This window comes from Thalassotalea crassostreae (assembly GCF_001831495.1).
GTDB classification, from domain to species: domain Bacteria; phylum Pseudomonadota; class Gammaproteobacteria; order Enterobacterales; family Alteromonadaceae; genus Thalassotalea_A; species Thalassotalea_A crassostreae.
Window position 1 is genome coordinate 3,433,883 of sequence record NZ_CP017689.1, and the last position, 16,505, is coordinate 3,450,387.

Annotated in this window: 14 protein-coding genes; 7 read left to right on the top strand and 7 right to left on the bottom strand. The window is 40.0% G+C overall.

All coding sequences use genetic code 11. From position 1 onward, the window contains the following. The first annotated feature begins 8 nt into the window (after positions 1-8). Positions 9-2,450 carry a penicillin acylase family protein gene (locus tag LT090_RS14930; protein ID WP_068544345.1) on the top strand — a complete coding sequence of 814 codons (2,442 nt, stop codon included), beginning with the start codon at positions 9-11 and terminating at the stop codon, positions 2,448-2,450. Between the two features lie 64 nt (positions 2,451-2,514). Here the strand turns inward: LT090_RS14930 and uvrD are convergent, their stop codons facing one another. Next, on the bottom strand, positions 2,515-4,686 hold the full coding sequence (uvrD, locus tag LT090_RS14935; protein WP_068544346.1) for a DNA helicase II: 2,172 nt from the start codon (positions 4,684-4,686) through the stop codon (positions 2,515-2,517). 200 nt (positions 4,687-4,886) lie between these two features. Between uvrD and LT090_RS14940 the strand changes: the two genes are divergently transcribed. Beyond that, a complete protein-coding gene (locus LT090_RS14940; RefSeq protein ID WP_082897003.1) occupies positions 4,887-6,155 on the top strand; it encodes a cytochrome-c peroxidase in 1,269 nt (422 codons plus the stop codon). Between the two features lie 128 nt (positions 6,156-6,283). Here LT090_RS14940 and LT090_RS14945 read toward each other — a convergent pair whose 3' ends face one another. The 6 genes from LT090_RS14945 to lptM form a co-directional block, all read right to left on the bottom strand. Then, positions 6,284-7,798: a S10 family peptidase gene (locus LT090_RS14945; RefSeq protein ID WP_068544347.1), complete on the bottom strand. Its 1,515-nt coding sequence runs from the start codon at positions 7,796-7,798 to the stop codon at positions 6,284-6,286. Positions 7,799-7,938: 140 nt separating this feature from the next. After that, a complete protein-coding gene (locus LT090_RS14950; RefSeq protein WP_068544348.1) occupies positions 7,939-8,652 on the bottom strand; it encodes an HAD-IA family hydrolase in 714 nt (237 codons plus the stop codon). 1 nt (position 8,653) lies between these two features. After that, positions 8,654-9,388: a DUF484 family protein gene (locus LT090_RS14955; protein ID WP_226996491.1), complete on the bottom strand. Its 735-nt coding sequence runs from the start codon at positions 9,386-9,388 to the stop codon at positions 8,654-8,656. Then, entirely contained in the window at positions 9,385-10,215 is an 831-nt protein-coding gene (gene dapF, locus LT090_RS14960; protein ID WP_068544349.1) for a diaminopimelate epimerase, read from the bottom strand. Before dapF ends, LT090_RS14955 begins: the two co-directional genes overlap by 4 nt. A gap of 41 nt (positions 10,216-10,256) precedes the next feature. Then, on the bottom strand, positions 10,257-11,504 hold the full coding sequence (lysA, locus tag LT090_RS14965) for a diaminopimelate decarboxylase (protein ID WP_068544350.1): 1,248 nt from the start codon (positions 11,502-11,504) through the stop codon (positions 10,257-10,259). Between the two features lie 57 nt (positions 11,505-11,561). Beyond that, positions 11,562-11,714, bottom strand: coding sequence for an LPS translocon maturation chaperone LptM (gene lptM, locus LT090_RS16865; protein ID WP_157726574.1), 153 nt, complete (start codon positions 11,712-11,714; stop codon positions 11,562-11,564). Positions 11,715-11,845: 131 nt separating this feature from the next. Between lptM and cyaY the strand changes: the two genes are divergently transcribed. The 5 genes from cyaY (at position 11,846) to LT090_RS14990 (ending at position 16,504) form a co-directional block, all read left to right on the top strand. Then, positions 11,846-12,166, top strand: coding sequence for an iron donor protein CyaY (gene cyaY / locus LT090_RS14970; protein WP_068544351.1), 321 nt, complete (start codon positions 11,846-11,848; stop codon positions 12,164-12,166). A gap of 75 nt (positions 12,167-12,241) precedes the next feature. Then, on the top strand, positions 12,242-13,174 hold the full coding sequence (gene hemC / locus LT090_RS14975; RefSeq protein ID WP_068544352.1) for a hydroxymethylbilane synthase: 933 nt from the start codon (positions 12,242-12,244) through the stop codon (positions 13,172-13,174). After that, positions 13,161-13,907, top strand: coding sequence for a uroporphyrinogen-III synthase (locus LT090_RS14980; protein WP_068544353.1), 747 nt, complete (start codon positions 13,161-13,163; stop codon positions 13,905-13,907). The genes hemC and LT090_RS14980 overlap by 14 nt, the downstream gene beginning before the upstream one ends. A 63-nt stretch (positions 13,908-13,970) precedes the next feature. Beyond that, entirely contained in the window at positions 13,971-15,323 is a 1,353-nt protein-coding gene (locus LT090_RS14985) for a uroporphyrinogen-III C-methyltransferase (RefSeq protein ID WP_068544354.1), read from the top strand. Further along, on the top strand, positions 15,320-16,504 hold the full coding sequence (locus LT090_RS14990; RefSeq protein WP_068544355.1) for a heme biosynthesis HemY N-terminal domain-containing protein: 1,185 nt from the start codon (positions 15,320-15,322) through the stop codon (positions 16,502-16,504). Before LT090_RS14985 ends, LT090_RS14990 begins: the two co-directional genes overlap by 4 nt. Position 16,505: the final 1 nt, after the last annotated feature.

Genomic DNA, 16,505 nt, shown 5'->3' on the forward strand with positions numbered 1-16,505 from the left:
AGGTCATTGTGAAAACTTTATCTTCGATTATATTGGCAATTATTGCCGCGTTTTTCGTTGTTTTATTTTGGCTAGTATATGCTTCTCTAGCGCCGCTAGAAGGAGAAGTCGTGATTGACGATATAGATCACGATATAGAAATAGTTTACGACCAATATCAACGGCCCTTTGTCAATGCCAACTCGCTAGATGATGCGCTTTATGCGCAAGGATATTTGCATGGCAGTCACCGCTTGTGGCAAATGGAATTATTCCGCAAGGCTGCACAAGGACAGCTAAGTACAGTATTTGGCCAGTCTTTGCTTGAAACTGATAAAGAACTATGGCGAATTGGCGTTCCTACCCTTGCCAATACGTTATTCAATACAGCATCAAAGCAAAATAGACACCATATTTCTCGCTATGTATCGGGTATCAACAAAGCGATAGAAAGCTATAGCGTTGCCCCTGTTGAATTTTTGCTATTAGACAATAAAGTTGCCCCCTGGACAGCAAAAGATGTATACGCCGTTGGTGCGCTGTTAGCGTTTCAAACAGCCAACAATCACGAAAAAGAGTTAATTCGTCTTGCCTTGCAACAGCAGTTAGATGTTGAATTAGCCAAAGTTTTTCTTCCTCATGATGAACAACCGAGCGAAGAACAAAGAAGCGAAGAAGTGTTAACGGCAGTTAGCCACCGTAATGATTTAATCAAAAAGCAAAACAATAAGCAGAACAAAAGCTTATACAGCAAAGACATTGTCGCGGTAATAGACAGTCTTGAACGCACCAATTCCAGTTACAACTCAAATATGCCAAGGCTAGCTTTTGGCTCGAACAGCTTTGTTGTTAGTAGTGAAAAAAGCGCTTCTAAAAATGCTCTTTTTGCATTTGATTCGCACGATAATCTAGGATTACCAAACCTATATTATGAGCTACATATGTTCTTTGAACATGAACAAGCCCCAAGACAAATACGCGGATGGTCAATTGCCGGTATGCCGGGAGTGATTAACGGTTATAACGAGTCCATCGCCTGGGGCTTCACTAATATTGGAGACACTCAAGATCTGTTTTTAGAAACGGCTCATCCTACAGAGCCTCATACTTTTAAAGACGGTGATAATTGGTATAAAGCGACGACTACAACAGTCGATATAGCGGTTAAAGGCAGTACTAAAAAACAGCAACTCACTTTAGTTACCACTAAAAACGGCGTACTCATTTCAGAAAATCCTGCGATATCTTTACGTTGGACGATACAAGATATTGGCGACAAAAATATCGATGCAATTTTGGCATTAAACTTAGCTCGAAATTGGACCGAATTTAATCACGCAAGTAATTTAATCGCAGCGCCAACACTAAATGTAAGTTATGCAGATAACGAAGGTAATATTGGTCTAAGAACCGTTGGATTATTGCCGATCCGAGGAGTAGGTAAAGGACTAGTCCCAGTGGATGGTTCAATACAGAAAAATCGATGGAAAGGAATTGTCGCAGATAAAGATATGCCACGGTTATTTAATCCTGACTCAGGCTTTATTGCGGCTGCCAATGCTAACCAAAACGCCCCTAAAAGTGGTGTTTTGATATCCGCCGATAATGCCCCAGCATACCGTTTTAACCGCATTAGCCAAGTGTTATCGAAGCCGTCTTTGTTGACCATTGACGACCTACAAAACCTACAAAATGATTGGTACGATCAACAAGCGGCTAAGTTGCTGCCAGTCATGTTAGCAGAGCTCAACAGCAAAAATGCTGTCAGCGTAGAGGTGCAGAAAATCGTCGTCGACTGGTTGCAACAACCGATTGCTGATGAATACAGTCAAGGCGCATTAATCTATCAACTTTGGTACAAAAATTTAGCCCAAATCTTGTTTTCGAGCAAACTGGAAAAGCCATTACTAAATAAAGTCTTGTCACAAAAATATTTGGTTAATCATGCTCTCGATTATCTATTGCTAGATGATATTGAAAACCCATGGTGGCAACATCAACGGTCAAAATTTATTACTGAGGCGTTTGACTTAACCATGAAACAGTTGACTAAACTAATCTCTGAAAACACGGGCCGATGGTATTTAGCAAAACTTCATACAGTACAATTACAGCATGAAATTGCCAAAGAAATTGAAGAGTTGGAAATACTACTTAACAGTAATAAGTACGCCACTGGTGGCTCGACTAATACGGTAGGTAACACCAGTTACAAATACAACGATTCGTTAGCCGTTACACATGGTGCAACCCTGAGAGTAACGGCTGAATTAGCAAAGGAAATTTCGGTAAATTCTGTTATCTCCGGTGGGCAATCGGGACATCCATTATCGCCAAATTACGAGGACCAGTTTTCTCTTTGGCTAGATAAAGAGTTATTAAAAGTTCCGTTAAATTCTGCGAAAATAGAGAAAAGTTCGGGAAAAACAATATTAAAACGTAAAACTCCGCCAACTAATGTCATCAACTAATGCCGACGACACTAAGTGATGTTGAGTTACATTATTTGTATTTAATAACGGTTTGAAATTACTATTAAATTGCTTCGAGCCGTGCATAAGCAACAACTAACCATTTAGTGCCGTGATCTGCAAAATTCACTTGCACACGACTTTGTGCGCCCGTGCCTTCAAAGTTTAATACCACGCCATCACCAAACTTACTGTGTCGCACTTGTTGTCCTAATTTGAAGCCAGTATTTTCAAAGGTTTCCATGGTAATAGTATTGCTGAAACGTCCGGTAGTTTTCGGTTTTGATACTTGGTTGCGCATACGGATTTCATCAATGTATTGATCTGGGATTTCTTTTAAAAAGCGAGATTGACGATGATATTTCTCTTGACCATATACGCGACGTGATTCTGCATGAGTCATATATAGCTTTTGCATCGCCCTGGTCATGCCGACATAACATAAGCGGCGCTCTTCTTCTAAACGAACAATATCTTCGGCTGATTGTTGCGACGGGAACATTCCCTCTTCCATCCCCACCATAAACACTAATGGAAACTCTAAGCCTTTGGCAGAATGCAGTGTCATTAATTGCACCGCGGCTTCATATTCATCGGCCTGAGAATCACCTGACTCCAATGCCGCATGAGTCAAAAATGCCGTTAACGGCGTCAACTCTTCTTCCGCTTCAGGGTCAACTTCAAAAGTAGAACAGGCAGTAACAAGTTCGTTTAAGTTCTCTATTCGAGCCGCTGCTCGCTCACCTTTTTCTGCTTGATACATCGCTTTCAAACCAGAGTTTACAATCACATGATTGGCTTGATTATCTAAGGTTAAGTCTTTTGCATCATCTTCTAATTGATTAATTAAATTAACAAAGGTGGTAATGGTTTTAGCACTACGCCCGGTTAATTCATCATTTTTCAACATATGCACACAAGCATCCCATAACGTCGAGCCATGGCTACGAGCAGCGTCACGCACAATGCTTAATGTTTGGTTACCAATACCACGTGTCGGGGTGTTAATAATGCGCTCAAAAGATGCATCATCGTTACGGTTGTTAATAATTCTCAGATAAGCCAGGGCATCCTTGATTTCTTGGCGTTCGAAGAACTTTAAGCCGCCATAAATTCGATAAGGTAATTGTGCTTGTAGTAACGCTTCCTCTAATAAACGAGATTGCGCATTTGAACGATACAGCAAGGCAACATCATCAAGTGAGTTACCATCATCAAGCCACTGCTTAATTTTATCGCCAATAAAGCGAGCTTCATCAATTTCATTAAACGCGGTATAAACAGAAATGGTTTCGCCGGCTTTATCGTCGGTCCATAAATCTTTACCAAGACGATTATTGTTATTGCTAATCAATGAATTAGATGCGTTTAGAATATTGGATGTTGAACGATAATTTTGCTCAAGACGGATAGTTTCAGCGTCGAAGTCTTCAACAAATCGCTGAATATTTTCAATCTTTGCTCCACGCCAACCATAAATCGATTGGTCATCATCGCCAACGATCATGATGTTGCCGTGCTTTTTACCTAGCAAGTTTAACCAAGCGTACTGAATCGCATTGGTATCTTGAAATTCATCCACCAAAATACGAGAAAATCGACGTTGATAGTGTTCGAGTAACACTGGATTATTTAACCATAATTCGTGCGCTCTTAATAACAACTCGGCAAAGTCTACTAAGCCAGCTCGATCACAGGTTTCTTGATAAGTTTGATAGATTTTTACGAACGTTTGCTCGGTTGGATCGAACTGCGCATCGATATGTTTCGGACGTAAGCCTTCATCTTTTTTGCCATTGATGTACCACATCGCCTGTTTTGCTGGCCATTTTTTTTCATCGAGCTGCAAACTGCGCACAACACGCTTAACTAATCTAAGCTGATCATCAGAATCTAATACTTGGAAGGTTTGCGGTAAGTTCGCTTCTTGAAAGTGCATGCGTAACAACCGATGGGCTAACCCATGGAAAGTACCAACCCACATACCATGAACATTACTACCAACGGCTTGCTCTACTCGACCGCGCATTTCAGCGGCTGCTTTATTAGTAAACGTTACCGCTAATACGCTGTGCGCTGACACTTGCTCAACTTGCACCAGCCAAGCAATTCGGTGCACTAGAACACGTGTTTTACCCGAACCAGCACCGGCTAAGACCAACATATTTTTTGCTGGCGCCGCTACTGCATCGCGTTGTTTATCATTTAAGCCGTCGAGTAATTCTGAAACATCCATTAGCGTTATTCTTGATCTTGAAAGTTAATGATTGGCAAGTATATCAATAAAAATTAGCACTGTATGTAAAAACAGTTATATTTTGAGCCGCATTTTAAAATTTACTAAACCTTTACGCTAGGCTGACACTACTTTTCGGTAAATTAGCTAAACTTTTTAACAATACAGTTTGTCTTTTTATTACTCGAGGGAACTGCATCATGCGTCAATTAAAGAGTACCGATATTATACTTATATGTTGTCTTAGTTTTTTGCCAAGTTGTGATGAGCAAAGCAATACTGAGCAACCAGAGTTAATGATAATAAATACCGAGCAAACTGATGAAGCTAGCTCTGAAAATGGCTCAGAAAGTGACAACGATGAAGAGCAACAAATCAATTTACCTATTTCCTATTTTAACTATGCAGACATTGAATTACCCAGCTATTTAAACTTACCCTCTGGAAATAACCGATTCATCACTATTGAACATGATAATACCCCGCAGAATAATCCAATAACTAATGCAGGAGCAACGTTAGGGCGCGTACTTTTTTACGACACTCAACTCAGCCTTAATCAAACAGTTAGCTGTGCATCATGTCACCGACAAGAACACGGATTTACCGACCAGAATAGATTAAGTATTGGTTTTGAAGACGGTTTAACCCGCCGCCACTCAATGAGTTTAACCAATGCACGTTTTTATCAGTCTGGTAAGTTTTTCTGGGACGAGCGGGCAGATTCACTAGAGCAACAAGTATTAATGCCAATCCAAGATATTGTCGAAATGGGGTTAACCCTTGAACAATTGGAATTAAGGATTCAACAACAGTCGTTTTATCCTGCACTATTTAGCGACGCGTTTGGTGATAATTCGATAAACAGCGAATTAATCGCGAAGGCATTGGCTCAATTTATTCGGAGTATGGTGAGCACGGATACTAAATACGATAGAGGCAGGGCAACAGCAAACAATTCCCGCGCAGATTTCGATAACTTCAGTGTCGATGAAAACATCGGAAAATCATTGTTTTTCAATGGAAAAAATGGAGCGCGTGCTTGTTCAGGGTGTCATAATGGCGACGCATTTATCGGCAACAGTATCGCAAATGATGGCGTCCGTAGTGCAGCAACGAACAATGGCTTAGATATTGTTAGTAGTGAAGATCTAGGTATCTTTGAAAGCAGCAATTTAAATCGAGATATTGGTCGTTTTAAAGTGCCCTCTCTGAAAAATATTGCCGTTGGTGCGCCGTTTATGCATGATGGTCGTTTTAATACCTTAGAAGAAGTAGTGGAGCATTATAGTAGCGGCATAATGCCGCATATGAATTTAGACAATGGTTTGCTTGATGAGCAGGGTGAAGTGATAAATTATGACTTTACCGAGAGTGAAAAAATTAGTTTAGTGAGTTTTTTGAACACCCTAACCGATACCACCATTATTACTCATGAAAAGTACAGCAACCCCTTTCTTCAACCTTAATTCCAGATTTAGAATCTGGGCTAGAATTAGATAGTAATTTAAAAGCGAATAGAGATAAAAAAGCGACTAGGTCGCTTTTTTATCTTTAACTAATGCGATAAACAAATTTCGCATCTTAGAGTCTTTATTTAGTATTTTGCAGCTTGGTCCTTACCAACCATAGTCGCTTTAATAAATTGACGTAAATCTTCGTTTGATTGCTTTAAATCTTCATGGCGAAGATACATCATATGGCCGCTTTCATAACCTTTAAAACTCAATCGAGATTTCATTTTAGAACTTGGGTCAAGTTGCCACATTGTATATTTGGCATCAAAGTAATTTGTTGCGCCATCAAAGTAGCCTGCCTGGAACATCACATTTAAATATGGATTTTGCGCCATTGCTTGGCGTAGGTTTTCACCAGTATTATTGTTTTCGCGATCCCATGGATGAACATTACCAAACATGTTGTATTTGATGTCGGTTTTATAATTTAAATGTTCACGCATGTAGTAATTAATTGCCGGCGTAAATGAGTGCAACCAAGACGTTAGTTCCGCATAAAAATCAGGGCTATCGCCGATGTCTTGCTTATCAATGCCAAGGTAGCGTGAATCTAAACGGCCGATAGTAAATCCACGTTCACGCAATAATTCTTTCCAATAAAAGCGAGTAGGAATATCTAGGTTGGCCTTAATCACAGTATCAACGGTCAAACCCGAGTACTTTGCTACTTGCTCAGCAACCTTTTGTTTTTCTTCTGCTTCAATAAAGCCGCCCATTGCTAGCGCTGGCAGATATTTATTGATAGTGAAGGTTTCAACTTTTGCAAGTAAATCAGCAAGGCTTAACTGCTGTAATTCTTCGGTAAGCGCTTTGTGATACCAAGCAGCTGCTGCATAGTAAGGTAAACGATTAGCAACTTTTACCGGACCATCACGCTCAATACCAATGCCCGTAGGTGATACCAAAACTACGCCGTTTAAATACATCCATTGACGGTTTTGTAATTCAAGAGATAAACCTGAAACACGGGTTGTACCGTAACTCTCACCAATAAGGTATTTAGGCGACTGCCAACGTTCATTGCGAGTCACAAAAGTATTCAACCATTCGGCTAAATATTTTACATCGGCATTGACCCCAAAAAACATACTCTTTTGTTTATCTTTAGCTGGGTATTTGCCGTCTTTATCTTTGAGAATGCGTGAATAACCGGTATTTACTGGGTTTACAAATACGATATCAGCAACATCTAGTACTGAATACGGGTTTGTTTTCACACCATAAGGCTGTAACGGGTACCCTTCGTCATCGATATTAATAACCATAGGTCCGGTATAAGCAATATGCATCCACACAGAGGCTGAACCAGGACCACCATTAAAAGAAATCAGTAATGGACGTGATGCTCGGTCTTTTACATTATCTCGTTGATAGTAAGTGTAATGAAGACTGGCAATAGCGTCACCATTATCATTCCACAATGGCTGCGTACCTGCGGTAGCGGTATAGGTGAAGGTATCACCATTAACCTTAGTTTTGTGTTTGCTAACCACTTTATGGTCGGCATCAAAGCTCAGCGCATTATCGCCAGCTTGTGCAATTGAAAAGGTTGAAACTATACAGAAAAGGAAAGAACTTATTATTAAATTTTTCATTGTATTCTCTAGCTTAGAACAATCGTTGTCACCAAAGTTGGTGATTTTGTAGGTTATATTAGATGGCTAGTGCAAATTATACAAATTGATTAAACCTGATAAACAGATTGGCTTGGCTACTTTGTCTATTGCAGAATCTATTATAGGAAAATAGTCAGCTGCTCAACGAAATCAAACTCTGCATTTGGCAGCACTTTAAGAGGCTTTTTGCGAATACCAAACTCATTGTTGTTTACCCAAATCGTTTGGCAACCTGCCGACAAGGCACCATAAATATCGGCGTGAGTACAATCACCGATATGTAGCAGTTCGCTTGGTGTTATCGCAAGATCGTCGCAGGCTTTACTAAACATATCATTTTCAGGTTTTTGTAAGTTACCAGCGCCAGCAAAATAACAATGCTCAAAATATTCACTAATGCCGATTTCGTCGATGCCAACATTGCCGTTGGAAATTGCCACTAATGGGAAACGTTGTTGCAATTGTGCTAGTAATTCTTTTACGGGTTGTGGCACTTGCAGGTTATTACGATGAGATAAAAAGAAGTCTAAACCTTGTTGCGCTTTGTTCGCAGCATCAAGGCTTGAGTATCCTAGCGCTTGCATTCCTGACTGGATACAAGCGAGGCGTAAAGCAGTAACATCATGACAAAGTTCAGGTTGATTGGTTAAACAAACTTGGCGGTGTTGCCACCAATAATCACTGCCCAATGCCGAACATTCAGGTGCTGCAGACATTAAAAATTGCTGCAGCTCTAATTCCGCTTTACTGATCACAGGATGGTTATCGTAAAGCGTATCATCAAGATCAAAGCTTATGGCCTTGAATGAGGACAAGCGACGATAAAAGCGCATGTTACAGGCCTATTTTGCGCAACTGCTTTACTAACAACTTAGCAACTAGCGTGCGAAACTGATTCAACAACAAGGTGTCCATAGATGGGTTGAAGTGCTCTGCATCACTCGATGCTATGGCAATAAAACCTAAGCACTCATCTTCATGAGAAAGTTGTACTAACACCACAGAGCCAACAACGGCATCATCAAATAACTGTTGTTTTTCATCATCGGCTAATCGACCAAAATAGTATTCAGAATTAGCAAAACGTTTTTCTATAATTGAACCGCAGTCGTTTTTAACAATGGATTCATGACCTAGCTCAAATTCTTTATTCGTTAAAAATAATTTAAACGAAGATAAGTTTAACAATTGAGTCGTGGTGTTGGTTAAGTAATCAAGAAATTCGCTTGGATTATTGCTATCAATAAGATTTAAATACAGATCATTATAAACCGTGAACAATTGTTCATTGTAATTAGCCACCGTTAATAACGAGGTAATTTCTTCTTCTAATAAATGAATCTTTTGACGTTGGATTTGTTGCTGACGCTCGACTAACGACACCACACCTCGACTGCTGTCAGAAAACCTAAGGTTGGCCACGACATTAGGGTTACGAGCGAAAAAATCTGGATTGTCTTGTAGGTAAGTACTTACCATCTCATCAGTAATCGCCAACGTTTCTACATCTAAATCATCGGCATTGATTGGTGCATTATTTTTATTATTCACTGCGTTTGAGTCGCTCATAGTTGTAGTTGTCCATCAAATACATGTTCAGTTGGACCGGTCATTTTCACTGGATTTCCAGGACCTTTCCAATAAATTTTTAGTTTTCCACCTGGTAATTCTACGGTTACATTGTTTGCCAATTTACCCTGAGTAATACCAACAACCACAGCAGCACAAGCGCCACTGCCACAGGCTAATGTTTCCGCTGCGCCGCGTTCATATACGCGAAGCTTAACGTACTTAGGGCTAACTACTTCCATAAAACCAACATTCGCACCTTCAGGAAAACGTTCATGTTCAGCTAATGATTTACCTAAAGTATTTACTGGTGCTTCTAACACATTATCAACGGTCACAACACAGTGCGGGTTGCCCATAGATACTGTGCCGCAAAAAACCGTTTGGTCATCGGCACGTAAAATATAAGTGCCTTCTTCTTTTTGCGCCGTAAATGGTACTTTCGCCGGATCAAATTTAGGGATCGGCATGGTTACTGTCACTTGGTTATCGCGCTCAATATGTAAAGTCATACGACCGGAAGCGGTGGTCACTTTCACTTTGTTTTTATTGATCAAGCCTTTCATCAAGACAAAACGAGCAAAACATCGAGCACCATTACCGCATTGACTTACTTCACTGCCATCGGCATTAAAAATTCGATAATGAAAATCCAAATCAGGATCATAAGGTGGCTCGACAATTAATAACTGGTCAAAGCCTATACCAAAATTACGATCAGATAATTTTTTGATCTGCTCATTTGACAAATATACGCTTTGCGTAACATTGTCCAGCACCATAAAGTCATTACCTAGACCATGCATTTTGGAAAAATTAACTAACATAGTAACGTCTAAATTCCGTAGTTTGAATGCAACCTAAAAGGTTACGGTAACAAGGCTTCGCCTTGCCATAAAGATTTGATAGTTTCGCGCTCACGGATTACATAAGCGTTTTCACCATCAACCATTACTTCGCACGCTCGTGGACGTGAATTATAATTTGAGCTCATGGTAAACCCATAGGCACCAGCACTTCTAACGGCAAGTAAGTCACCAGCTTCAATTGCCAGTTCACGTTCTTTACCTAAAAAGTCTCCGGTTTCACATACCGGACCAACCACATCGTATTCACGAGAAGTGGCGCTTTCATTAATGGTAACAGGTACAATTTCTTGCCATGCTTGATATAAAGCCGGACGAATTAAATCGTTCATGGCCCCATCAACAATGGCAAAATGCTTATCTTCGTTGGTTTTTAAAAACTCAACTTCAGTTACTAAAATGCCAGCGTTTGCCATAATTGCTCGACCTGGTTCGTAGATAAGCTCTAGATCGTAACCCTGCATTTTATCCGCTATTGCTTTTGCATATTCACTCGGGTGCGGTGGTGTTTCACCTTGATAAGGTACACCTAAACCTCCGCCAACATCTAAGTGACTTAACTTAATGCCGTTTTCAGCAAGACTGTCTACAAGCATCAATACTCTATCAAGGGCATCTAAAAATGGTTGTACTTCGGTTAACTGTGAACCGATATGGCAATCAACGCCTCGTACATCTAAATTAGACATCGCCGCTGCTTTCTTATAAATGCTTACTGCTTGGTCAATTGGAATACCAAACTTATTATCTTTTAATCCGGTCGATATATATGGATGTGTACCAGCATCTACATCTGGATTTACTCGCATCGAAATAGGCGCACGCATATTTTTAGCTACAGCAACTTCATTTATACGGCTAAGCTCGGCTTCGGATTCAACATTAAAGCAATGAATACCTTTGTCTAAAGCATAGGCTATTTCGTCAGCCTTTTTACCAACACCCGAGAACACAACTTTAGCCGGATCACCACCCGCTTCAATAACACGAGCCAACTCACCCTTTGATACGATATCAAAGCCACTACCCAATCTCGCCATTACATTTAGAATTGCTAAATTTGAACTCGCTTTCACTGCGTAACAAATCAAATGTTTCATACCTTTGGCAGCATCATTAAATGCGTGCCAATGACGCTCAATTGTCGCGCGAGAATACACGTATAAAGGCGTGCCATGAGTTTTTGCAAGTTCGCTTACTGAACATTGTTCTGCATATAAGCTATTATTTTGACGGTTAAAAAAATCCACTAGTTGTTCCTGGAATTGTCCATTAAAAAAACATTTATTTATGTTCTTTCATTAAAATCAGTTATTGTTTTGTTGTTCGTTATTTTTAGTTTGTTCTACTGTCTTTTCAGTTTCAGACTCAGTTTCGTACAACGGCCCTTTTAAGCCGCAGCCTGCAAGCGTAAAAATAAGTATGGATAATACAACATTTAGTCGGGTTTTATTAATCATTTTATTTTCCATTAACAAGATATCGTTTTATAATCGCATGCAGCGTTGAAAAATTTAAGTAAAATAACAACTTTTAGCATAAATAGTATCAATACCGAACTTTATTACTTACCAAAGCATTGGAAAAAAATATGAACGATAGTCAATACAACATCCTCGCCGAAGACTTATTACTCGCCCTTGAAGAGGCAATTGAAGACTGCGGTGAAGATATTGATTATGAAAGCGTTGGCGGATTATTAACGTTAACTTTTGTAAATGGAACAAAAATCATTATTAATAAGCAAGCTCCACTGCATCAAGTTTGGGTGGCAACAAAATTCAACGGCCACCACTTTGATTATATCGATGGCAAATGGATTGATAAACGCGAAGGCGGTGAATTTTGGCAATTTATGTCAAACGCCGTAAGCGTACAAGCAGACGCACAAGTTTTACTTAGCGCAGAATAATTGCATTCAAATTAATCGCTAAACTTCTAACATTTAACTAATGGTCAATACCGTTAGTAAGCAAGAGAATTTAAAATGACCCAACAAACGCTAAAAATAGCGACTCGAAAAAGTGCATTGGCTTTATGGCAGGCTGAATTTGTTAAAGCTCGACTGGAGCACTTTCATCCTGAACTCACCGTAGAATTAGTGCCAATGGTAACTAAAGGCGATATTATCCTTGATTCACCATTGTCAAAAGTGGGCGGTAAAGGCTTGTTCGTCAAAGAACTTGAAGTTGCTATGTTAGAAGGCCGCGCCGATATCGCTGTGCATTCAATGAAAGATGTTCCTGTTGAGTTTCCAGAAGGTTTAGGTTTGGAAATTATCTGTGAACGTGAAGACCCGCGTGACGCTTTTGTTTCTAACACTATAAATAGTTTGGCCGAACTGCCACAAGGCGCGATTGTTGGTACATCGAGTTTACGCCGTCAATGTCAAATAAAGGCGTTACGTCCTGATCTAGATATCAGAGATTTACGCGGCAACGTTAACACCCGCTTAGCGAAATTAGACGATGGTCAGTACGATGCCATTATTCTCGCGGCAGCGGGATTGATTCGTTTAGAAATGCCTGCGCGTATTCGTGAATTTATCGAGCCAGAAGTCATGTTACCAGCGAATGGTCAAGGTGCTGTTGGTATTGAGTGTCGTGTTGATGATGAACGAGTTAAATCGTTACTTGCGCCACTTGAGCATACAGAAACTCGTCATCGTGTATTGGCGGAACGAGCAATGAACAGAGCACTTGAAGGTGGTTGTCAGGTACCAATTGGCAGTTATGCCACTATCACTGGTAATGAAGTTTTCCTTCGTGGCTTAGTGGGCGCAATTGATGGCAGCACAATTTTACACAGTGAAGTAAGCGGTAACGTTAACGACGGTGAGCAGTTAGGCAACCAGCTAGCTGAGCAGTTACTTAAACTTGGTGCCGATGTGATTTTAAAGCAGGTATATGAGCAAAAATAATCGTAATATTCTGCTAACCCGGCCTAAAGACAAATCCGATGAATTGGCTAAGGTGCTTGCACCTATAGCCGATCATATCGACATTACGCCGTTATTTAATTATCGCCAAGGTCCGCAATTTTCAATATTAAGCGACCAGCTAAGACAACTCTCTCCAGATTTTGTTATTTTTATTAGTCCTGCTGCGGTGCGTTTTGCATCTCAGCATTTTGATTCTAATGAAGAAATGCAACGCTGTTTTTCAAAGTGCAAAATCATTACCGTTGGTAGCGCAACCAAACTGGTACTGCAGGAATATTTATCGCAACCAATCACAGTGCCGACAACCCATAACAGTGAAGGCATTTTGGCGTTGCCAGAATTTCAACAAGTCGAACAAAAGTCTATCCTCATCATTCGAGGTAATGGTGGTAGAGAACTTCTAAAACAAGAGTTACAGCACCGAGGTGCAATTGTTGCCTATAATGAAGTGTATGAACGTAATTGGTTGTCACTAAACAAAAGCCAAACTATTGAAAAATGGCGAAAAGATAATATTAATTTTATTGTAATTACTTCTGGCGAGTTGTTCGATAAAACCTTATCTTATATAGATGATATGAATTGGGCGAATCGCTGCACTTGGATTGTGGCGAGCAAGCGAATTGCCGAACAGGCAAAAGCGTATGGTTTGACTAAGGTCATTAACGCCGAAGGTGCGTCCCATCAACAAATTTTAAAGGCTATAGATTAACATCCTTTATCTTTAGCGCAGATGCTGTACATCAAGGCTGCAGGAACGGCCAGGAATATAAATATGACTGATAAAGACAACAACAAAGAAAATGAAAGTAAAAAGCCTGCAGACAATAAAGCGGCTGACACTTCAGCAGCATCTAAAGAAGCAGCCAGCTCTGCGTCTAAACCTGTCGTTAATGCGACAAAATTAGCGGCGCAAGCAAAATCAGCCAGTCAACAAAAAAGCACCAGCTCAAAGGTAAAGTCGTCAACGAGCAGCTCAGCTAAAACGACCTCAACAAGCAAGCCAGTTTCTAAATCAACGGCTAAACCGCTATCTAAATCTCAGTCATCATCGAGATCATTACCGGCTAAACAAAAGATATCTAAAACAGCGATATTAGCGCTACTTGTGGCGATTACTGCCGGTGGTGGTGTCGGAGCCCATTACTGGTGGCAGGAGCAACAAAGTCAATTATTAGAAAGCCGAGTAACAGAAAAAAGTGCAGTTGCCGTTGAGCGACTTGACCAACATTTACAGCAACAAATAAGCAAACTTCAAACACAATCGAGACAACAAATATCGGCATTAATTAAAGAAGTTGAAGAAAAAAGTGGTAGTCGTATAAAAGAGCTTGAAAACCAAATTCAAGAGCTTATCGATAGTCAGCCTGCAAACTGGCAAATTGTTGAAGCTGAATATTTAGTGCGTATGGCTGGTCGGGTATTATGGTTACAAAAAGATGCGCAAACAGCGATATCGTTAATCGAAGATGCCGACGCTCGCTTGAAAGGTTTACGTGACCCGAGACTATTAGAAATCCGCGAATTGTTACATCAGGATATTGAGAAGCTACAAGTACTACCAAAACTTGAGCGTGACGACATCGTTCTGTCTTTAATGGGACTATCAAAACAGGTTGATGACTTGCCATTGGCCTCGGTGGAATTGCCTGACGTTACTGAAATACAAGAAAGTACCGCATTATCCGAAGATATAAGTGATTGGCGTGAAAACCTATCGAAATCGTGGCAACAATTTAAAGATGAATTTATTACCATTCGACGTCGTAAGGGCGATGTTGAGCCATTGATGGAACCAAAATTTGAGCAAAATTTATATCATAATTTTGAGCTGAAATTTCAGCAAGCTCAGTGGGCAGTAACCCAAGGAAATACCATTTTATTCCGTAAAACAGTCACCGATATGCAGTTATGGTTATCAAAATATTTTGATATGACCAAAGCGACGACTCAGCAGTTTAATGCTCGCCTTGGTGAAGTTAAAAACATGGAAGTGAATATTGAATACCCTAAAAACTTGCAATCTGCAGTGGCATTACAAAAGCTATTAAAAGCGAATAAGAACGCTAATAAAAAATCAGCTCCAATCATAAGTTCAGCAGAATCTGTTGAGGAGAACAACTTATGATACGTAACATTATTAAGTTTGTTCTAGTCATTGCATTGATCGCATTGGCGCCGATGCTGATTGATGAGAAAGGTTATATTTTGATCGCCATGGGCGATCTGACTTATGAATTAACAGTCGTAAGCGCCTTAGTATTATTAACCCTATTAGCCTTTGTCTTAATGTTCTTATTTTGGGGGACGCGTATTGGCTTTAAGTTTGGCTCAACTACGATAAAGCGCTTCGCATTTGGCAATAAAACCAAAGCCAAACGCAGTTTTCAACAAGGTATTGGCGCTTACTTAGTTGGTGACTATAAGCATTCGCAAGATTTAATGTCTAAATGTGCTGAGCAATCGGAAATGGCCAATAGTGCTTGGTTAGTTGCCGCTAAATCTGCAGATGAATTGGCAGATACTGCACAAGCTCAAAACTTTCTACAGTTGATCAATGAACATCCTAAAGCTCAAGAGAATTTTAGCTTTGAAACTCTATTAGTCGCTGGTCGTATCTATTTAAAGCAACAACAGTTTGCCAAACTTAGAGCATTACTCGACAGCAATCATCGTTTTATCAATCATGATTGGCGACTACTCGGTCTAGAAGTTGAGCTTTTAGTTAGTGAGCAGAGCTATGACAAAGCCTTCGATAATTTAAAAGCGATCCGCAAAGACAAACAGCACCAAGCAGAGCAATTAAGTGCTTGGGAGCATTTAGCGTTTACTGCGTATTATCAACAATTAATCACTGCTGAAAGCGTTGAATCGGTTGCCAAGCATTATAAAGGTTTAGGTCGTAAGGAAAGGCAAAGTGAAGGTATTACGCTAGCTTATGCAAAAGTCTTGGCAAACAATGGCTTACAAAATCAGTTAGAAGATTTAGTGCTGCCGTTAGTGAAAAAAGGCGCGTCAGCAAGTTTCATTAATAAAATAAAAACTCTGCCTTACGTTAAAAGCCAACATATCATCCAAGTAGTTCAAAAACTATTACAAAAAGATCAAGAAAACACATTGTGGTTAAGTGCACTTGCGCACTTATGTGCTGGTAATAATGAGCTTGAAAAAGCGCAAAAAGCCTTTGTATCACTGTTAAAACTAGAGCAAAACAAAGAAGATCTAGAAGTTTACGCCAATGTACTGGTTTTGATGAATGAAGATCAGCAGGCAATTCGTGTTTACCAAGAAATTATGGCCAACCATTAGT

What these genes read in the sequence shown, in the direction of transcription:
- uvrD (WP_068544346.1), bottom strand. Translation starts at nt 4,686, where the DNA reads ATGGATGTTTCAGAATTACTCGACGGCTTAAATGATAAACAACGCGAT.
- LT090_RS14940 (WP_082897003.1), top strand. Translation starts at nt 4,887, where the DNA reads ATGCGTCAATTAAAGAGTACCGATATTATACTTATATGTTGTCTTAGT.
- LT090_RS14945 (WP_068544347.1), bottom strand. Translation starts at nt 7,798, where the DNA reads ATGAAAAATTTAATAATAAGTTCTTTCCTTTTCTGTATAGTTTCAACC.
- LT090_RS14950 (WP_068544348.1), bottom strand. Translation starts at nt 8,652, where the DNA reads ATGCGCTTTTATCGTCGCTTGTCCTCATTCAAGGCCATAAGCTTTGAT.
- LT090_RS14955 (WP_226996491.1), bottom strand. Translation starts at nt 9,388, where the DNA reads ATGAGCGACTCAAACGCAGTGAATAATAAAAATAATGCACCAATCAAT.
- dapF (WP_068544349.1), bottom strand. Translation starts at nt 10,215, where the DNA reads ATGTTAGTTAATTTTTCCAAAATGCATGGTCTAGGTAATGACTTTATG.
- lptM (WP_157726574.1), bottom strand. Translation starts at nt 11,714, where the DNA reads ATGATTAATAAAACCCGACTAAATGTTGTATTATCCATACTTATTTTT.
- cyaY (WP_068544351.1), top strand. Translation starts at nt 11,846, where the DNA reads ATGAACGATAGTCAATACAACATCCTCGCCGAAGACTTATTACTCGCC.
- hemC (WP_068544352.1), top strand. Translation starts at nt 12,242, where the DNA reads ATGACCCAACAAACGCTAAAAATAGCGACTCGAAAAAGTGCATTGGCT.
- LT090_RS14980 (WP_068544353.1), top strand. Translation starts at nt 13,161, where the DNA reads ATGAGCAAAAATAATCGTAATATTCTGCTAACCCGGCCTAAAGACAAA.
- LT090_RS14985 (WP_068544354.1), top strand. Translation starts at nt 13,971, where the DNA reads ATGACTGATAAAGACAACAACAAAGAAAATGAAAGTAAAAAGCCTGCA.
- LT090_RS14990 (WP_068544355.1), top strand. Translation starts at nt 15,320, where the DNA reads ATGATACGTAACATTATTAAGTTTGTTCTAGTCATTGCATTGATCGCA.